This is a genomic window from Parvibaculum sp. (assembly GCF_030694575.1).
GTDB lineage: Bacteria > Pseudomonadota > Alphaproteobacteria > Parvibaculales > Parvibaculaceae > Parvibaculum.
In genome coordinates this window covers 1-2712 of record NZ_JAUYUS010000007.1, presented here as the reverse complement: position 1 = coordinate 2712, position 2712 = coordinate 1, and the positions used below count along the sequence as shown (strand labels likewise).

The window sequence follows — 2712 nt, the reverse complement described above, 5'->3', positions numbered from 1 at the left end:
GCCTCACCCGGCTTTGGCACGCCGTAGAGCAGCGTCTGCATCGATCTCAGGCGTCTGCGTGAACGTGCCGAGATGGCCGAGTGCGCGCAGCACGGCGCGCTCGCGGGCCTTGGTCAGCTTCAGCCCGGGCTCCAGCCAGAAGCCTTTCACCTCGAGCCGCCTGTCGCCGCGATGCGCCTTCACGTCGGCCCGGCCGATGAAGCGGTCGCCCTCGATCAGCGGCAGAACATAGTAGCCGTAACGGCGCTTTGCCTCCGGTACGAAGACCTCGATCTTGTAGTCGAAGCCGAACAGCTTTTCCGCGCGGCTGCGGTCGCGTATCGCGGGATCGAAGGGCGAGAGAAACCGCATCGTGTCCGGCGGCGGCGGTGCATCGGCAAGCCGCTCCTCTATGTCGGCGGGCGCGAGGGCGGGACGAAGCGAGCCGTCCGCGCCTTCAACCAGCACGTCGACAAGTTCCTTGCGCTTCAATGCGGCCACTGCCCAGGCCTTCGCCCGGTCGATGGGGGCGAGCTTCCAGAACGCCGCCAGTTCCTGCGGTGACGCGAAACCCAGCCGCGCCAATGCTTCCCGGCAGGCCCAGTCGGTCGTCGCCGCGCGGCTCGGGCGGGCGGCGCGTATGGCGTCGGGAATAACGCGTTCGGCGAAGTCGTAGACTTTCTCGAAGCCCTCGCGCCGCGCGATCGCCAGTTCGCCGGTGCGCCAGAGCGTTTCGAGCGCCGTTTTCGACGGGCCCCATCCCCACCACGCGCCCTTTCCCTTGTCCTCGAAGTCGCGGGCCATGAGCCCGCCTTCGCGGCGGATGCGGGCCCGCACGTTGCGGATGACTTTTGCGCCGTCGGGGCCGATGCGCTCCTGCCAGCGCGGACTGCCTTCTATTCGTGCTTTCGCCGCCTGAAAGCGGTGGCGCCAGTGCGGGTAGAACTCCATGGGGATCAGCGAGGCGTCATGGGTCCAGTGCTCGAACAATGCCGCCTCGTCATGATGCAACGACGCCAGATGTTCGCGGCGGTAGTGCGGCGTGCGCGAGAAAAGGATCAGGTGGTGTGCCCGCTCGACGGTATTGATCGAATCGAGCTGGACGAAACCGAGCCGCCGCACCAGCGCCAGCGTGTCCTGCGCCGCATGCGGCTCCTCATGCGGCCCGCACAGCGCATGGCTGTGGAGAAAAAGCCGTCTTGCGTCGGCGTTGGAAATTTCGAGCGGCGTCATGACGCGAGCATATGCGAGTCGCGGCGAATGTCAGCGCGGCTCGTAGACGAGTTCGAGTTTGAGCCCGTCGGGATCGGCGAACATGATCGCGTAATAGCCTTCGCCATACTCGGGATAGTGCGCCGGCGGATCGAGCACCGTCGCGCCGATCTCGATCAGAAGCCGGTGCAGCCCGTCCACTTCCTCGCGGCTGTCCGCGGTCCATGCAATGTGGTGAAGACCCGGTGAGTAGCGATCATGGGCCCGCGTTGCGTTCGGGCCCGTCGCCTTGAAGATGCCGACGCCCGGCAGCCGGTCGGGCGAGGTCGCGTGCTCCCAGTCGAAGCCGCGCTCATCCTCCGCCTGACGGCGATAGCCCATATATCCGAGAACCGCATCGTAGAAAGGCGCGGAGGCCCAGGGGTCCCTCACCGTCAGGTCGATGTGATGAATGAAGCCGCGCATGCCCGCCCGTCCGTGTCAGTTGCCGCCTTCTTTCAGGAAAGCCTCATTCTCCTCGCCGAGCCAGAGGAAACCTTCCATCACGAGATCGGCGAGAGATTCTGCCATATCCGCGCAGCCGGGGCCAAGACCGGCGAGGCCGAGTTCGCCGAGCGCGTCCCAGACCTTGTATTCGGCCCGCTTGAAGCTTTTGAGAAGCGAGCCGGCTTCGTCGCCGGAGAGAGCCGCCTGCGCTTTCAGCGCGAGCTGCTTCAGCCATTCCATGTCCGCGTCCGGCGTGCCGGGCAGAAGCTCGTCGCGGCGCAATATCTCCGCGATGCGTTGCGCGGCCTCGGCATAGGCCGCGCTGCGGCGCGCGGCGAAATCGCGCCATCTGTCCTCGGCCACTTCCGTGGCGGTTTCGTAGTACCGGCTGGCGGACTGGCAAGCGACGCCAAGCTCCTTGAGCGCGGCTTCTTCCGGTGTCAGCAACAGGGTGTTCATGTCGCTCTCTCCTTCGGTACGATAACCTTGAGCGCACGCCGTGCGACGCGGAACTGCACCGGCGTTTCGGTGATCTGTTCGCCATCCGCGAATACATGCCGCCGCGGCTTCGTTGCAATCGAGATTGCCGTTCCTTCCTCGCACAGGACTTCGGGCGCGAGGTCGGTCCGTCCCCATTTGAGGAAGGGCAGCAGCGCCGCCATGCCGAAGAGCGAGCGCGGAACGGCTGCATATAAATGCAGCACACCGTCCGTCAACGTCGCATCGGCGTGTACGGTCATGCCGCCGCCATAATAACGGCCATTGCCGACGAGAAGCTGAATACAGCGCATTTCCCTCGGCTTTGCACCACCCTCGAACCTCGCGCGGAACGGGCGCGATGTTAGGCCCGCTTCGATGGCGCTTACGGTATAGCTCAGCACACCGAGCTTCCGCTTGCGTTCCTTGCTCTGCAGCCGGCTGATCGTGTTTGTCATGCCGATGCTCGCGGCGTTCAGGAAAGGCCGGTCGTTGGCATAGCCGACATCGACTTCGGCCACCTGTCCCTCGCGCAACAACGACGCCAGTTCGAAAACC

3 protein-coding genes and 1 pseudogene are annotated in these 2712 nt (G+C 65.2%); all 4 read right to left on the bottom strand.

Annotation, left to right across the window (positions count from 1 at the left end; translation table 11 throughout):
• Nucleotides 1-3: 3 nt before the first annotated feature.
• The gene (locus tag Q8S60_RS01135; RefSeq protein WP_305274981.1) at nucleotides 4-1212 is read right to left on the bottom strand and encodes a winged helix-turn-helix domain-containing protein; all 1209 of its coding nucleotides are present in this window, start codon (nucleotides 1210-1212) and stop codon (nucleotides 4-6) included.
• A gap of 30 nt (nucleotides 1213-1242) precedes the next feature.
• A complete protein-coding gene (locus tag Q8S60_RS01130; protein ID WP_305274980.1) occupies nucleotides 1243-1656 on the bottom strand; it encodes a VOC family protein in 414 nt (137 codons plus the stop codon).
• A 15-nt stretch (nucleotides 1657-1671) separates the two neighbouring features.
• The gene (locus tag Q8S60_RS01125) at nucleotides 1672-2136 is read right to left on the bottom strand and encodes a hypothetical protein (protein ID WP_305274979.1); all 465 of its coding nucleotides are present in this window, start codon (nucleotides 2134-2136) and stop codon (nucleotides 1672-1674) included.
• Nucleotides 2133-2712: pseudogene (locus tag Q8S60_RS01120) on the bottom strand (hypothetical protein); the annotation flags it as partial. The gene Q8S60_RS01125 and the pseudogene Q8S60_RS01120, both read right to left, overlap by 4 nt.

Bases quoted from the DNA above. Each gene is read 5' to 3' on its own strand.
- Q8S60_RS01125 (WP_305274979.1), bottom strand. From the start codon at position 2,136: ATGAACACCCTGTTGCTGACACCGGAAGAAGCCGCGCTCAAGGAGCTT.
- Q8S60_RS01135 (WP_305274981.1), bottom strand. From the start codon at position 1,212: ATGACGCCGCTCGAAATTTCCAACGCCGACGCAAGACGGCTTTTTCTC.
- Q8S60_RS01130 (WP_305274980.1), bottom strand. From the start codon at position 1,656: ATGCGCGGCTTCATTCATCACATCGACCTGACGGTGAGGGACCCCTGG.